General features: G+C 64.1%; 1 protein-coding gene. It reads right to left on the bottom strand.

Going from position 1 to position 2,096, the window contains the following annotated elements; translation table 11 throughout:
* Nucleotides 1–264 precede the first annotated feature (264 nt).
* Nucleotides 265–1,971 carry a M3 family oligoendopeptidase gene (locus ACMI1Q_RS08210; protein WP_419503417.1) on the bottom strand — a complete coding sequence of 569 codons (1,707 nt, stop codon included), beginning with the start codon at nt 1,969–1,971 and terminating at the stop codon, nt 265–267.
* Between the last annotated feature and the right edge of the window lie 125 nt (nt 1,972–2,096).

The following is a 2,096-nucleotide window of genomic DNA, read 5'->3' as shown; positions in this document are numbered from 1 at the left end:
TATATCGCATCCGGTGTTGTTTGTCAACACTTTTTTGCGATTTTTTGAGGCGGCCTTTCCGGTGACCGGCGGGTGCCGGCTCCCTTCCGGGGGGCGCAAGACAGTATTATACGAGCCTGCGGGTCAAAAGTCAACCCCCTTTTTCCAATTTTTTTAATTTTTCCCTCGGCCCACCAAAATCATGGCCCGAAACGCCCTTCCCTATACATTATATAAGAGAAAAAGCCGCCCCGGTTTTGGCCGGGGCGGCAGATGTGTCGGGATTCAGGCCAGTTCGAAATTCTTTTTGGCGCACCAGTCGGCCACCTGTTTGGCCACCGGCTCGATGGCGCCCTGCTCGAAGGGCACCGCGAAGCCCGCCGCGCTCACAAGGCCGGCGTAGGTGTCGGAGCCGGCCTTCTTCACCAGCGCCAGATACCGCTGCCATGCATCGTCCCGGTCGTTGAGGGAGGCGGCGAAGAACTGCAGCGCCGCCATCTGGGCCAGGCAGTAGTCGATGTAGTAGAAGGGGGCCTCGTAGATGTGCAGCTGCCGCTGCCAGCCCGCGCCCCGGCTGTAAAAAGGCAGGGACTCGAAGTCGTTCCAGGGGCGGTACTTGCGCTCCAGCTCCAGCCAGACGCGGTTGCGCTCGTCCGGGGTGAGGTGGGGCTGGGCGTAGACGATGTGCTGGAATTCGTCCACCATGCAGCCGTAGGGCAGGAAGGTCAGCGCGTCCTCGGCGTGGGCCAGGGCGTACTTTGCGGTGGTGCGCTCGTTGCCGCCGAAGAACAGGTGGTGCCAGGGGGCGGTGAGGAACTCCATGGACATGCTGTGGATCTCGCAGCTCTCCATGCCGGGGTTGGCCAGCTCCTGGCACATGCCCTGGCCCGCGGCCACCCAGGCCTGGAAGGCGTGGCCCGCCTCGTGGGTGAGCACGTCCACGTCGCCGGAGGTGCCGTTGAAGTTGGAGAACACGAAGGGCGCGCCGTAGGCGGGGATGGTCTCGCAGTAGCCGCCGGTGGCCTTGCCGGGGCGGCTGACCAGATCGAACAGCTCGCTCTCGTTCATGAAGCGGATGAAGCGGGCGGTCTCGGGGCTGAGCTCGGTGTACATCTGCACCGCCTTGGCCAGCAGCTCGTCGGCGGTGCCCACGGGGGTGGGGTTGCCGTCGGCAAAGGAGACGGTGGTGTCGTAGAATTTGGCGTCGGCCATGCCGGTGCGGGCGAACTGGGCCTTCATGGACTCATGGGCCAGCGGGGTGACGTACTTCGCCACCTGCTCCCGGAAGCTGGCCACCTCTTTGGGGCCGTAGCCCAGGCGGCCCATCCGTTTGTAGGAGAGGTCCACGTAGCTGTCGTAGCCCAGTTTGCGGGCCTGGGCGTTGCGGTTTTCGATCATCTTGGTATAGATGTCGTCCAGCTCTTCCCGGTTGCGGTCGTAGAAGCCGCCCTCAGCCTCAAAGGCGGCCTTGCGCACCGCCCGGTCCAGGCTCTGCTTGTAGGGGTCGAGACCCGGCAGGGTGAGGGTCTTGCCGTCGAAGGCCACCTGGGCGCCCGCCTTGATCTTCTGGTAGCGGCTGGCCAGGGCGTTCTCCTGCTGCATCAGCTCCAGCACCTCGTCGGAGGCGGCGCTCACCGCCAGCTCCATCTTGTCCAGCAGGATGGGGGCGTAGGCCTCGGCCAGCGCCGCCTTGTGAGGGCTGGTCAGCACCGCGCGGTAAAACTCCAGCTGGGCGTTGCCCACTTCGGGGGCCGCCTGATCGAAGAAGTCGTTCTCCGCGTCGTAGAATTCGTCCCGGGTGTCCAGCGTGTGTCGGATCTGCGCCAGGCGGTAGGCGGTGGCGAAGCCGTCGTCCAGCTGGTTGTGCAGGCGGAACAGGTCCACCAGCTCCTTGCCGGAGGCCGCCGCCCGGGCCCGCCGGGCCATGTCGCGGTAGCGCTCCACCGTCTGGGCCACATTGGGCCGGGTGTAGGGCATTTCGGAAAATTTCAAGGGAGTTCCCTCCTATTACAATAAATTTGGACAGGAAAGCCGGGCAGCCAGTCCGGCTTTCTCTCCATCTCGTGCCTAAGCTACAATAAGGGGAGCAACTGGCTGACCAATCCCTCCTTGGGCTT

Source organism: Candidatus Allofournierella excrementavium (genome assembly GCF_048526665.1).
GTDB classification, from domain to species: Bacteria; Bacillota; Clostridia; order Oscillospirales; family Ruminococcaceae; genus Allofournierella_A; species Allofournierella_A excrementavium.
This window is presented reverse-complemented; position numbering and strand designations above follow the sequence as displayed.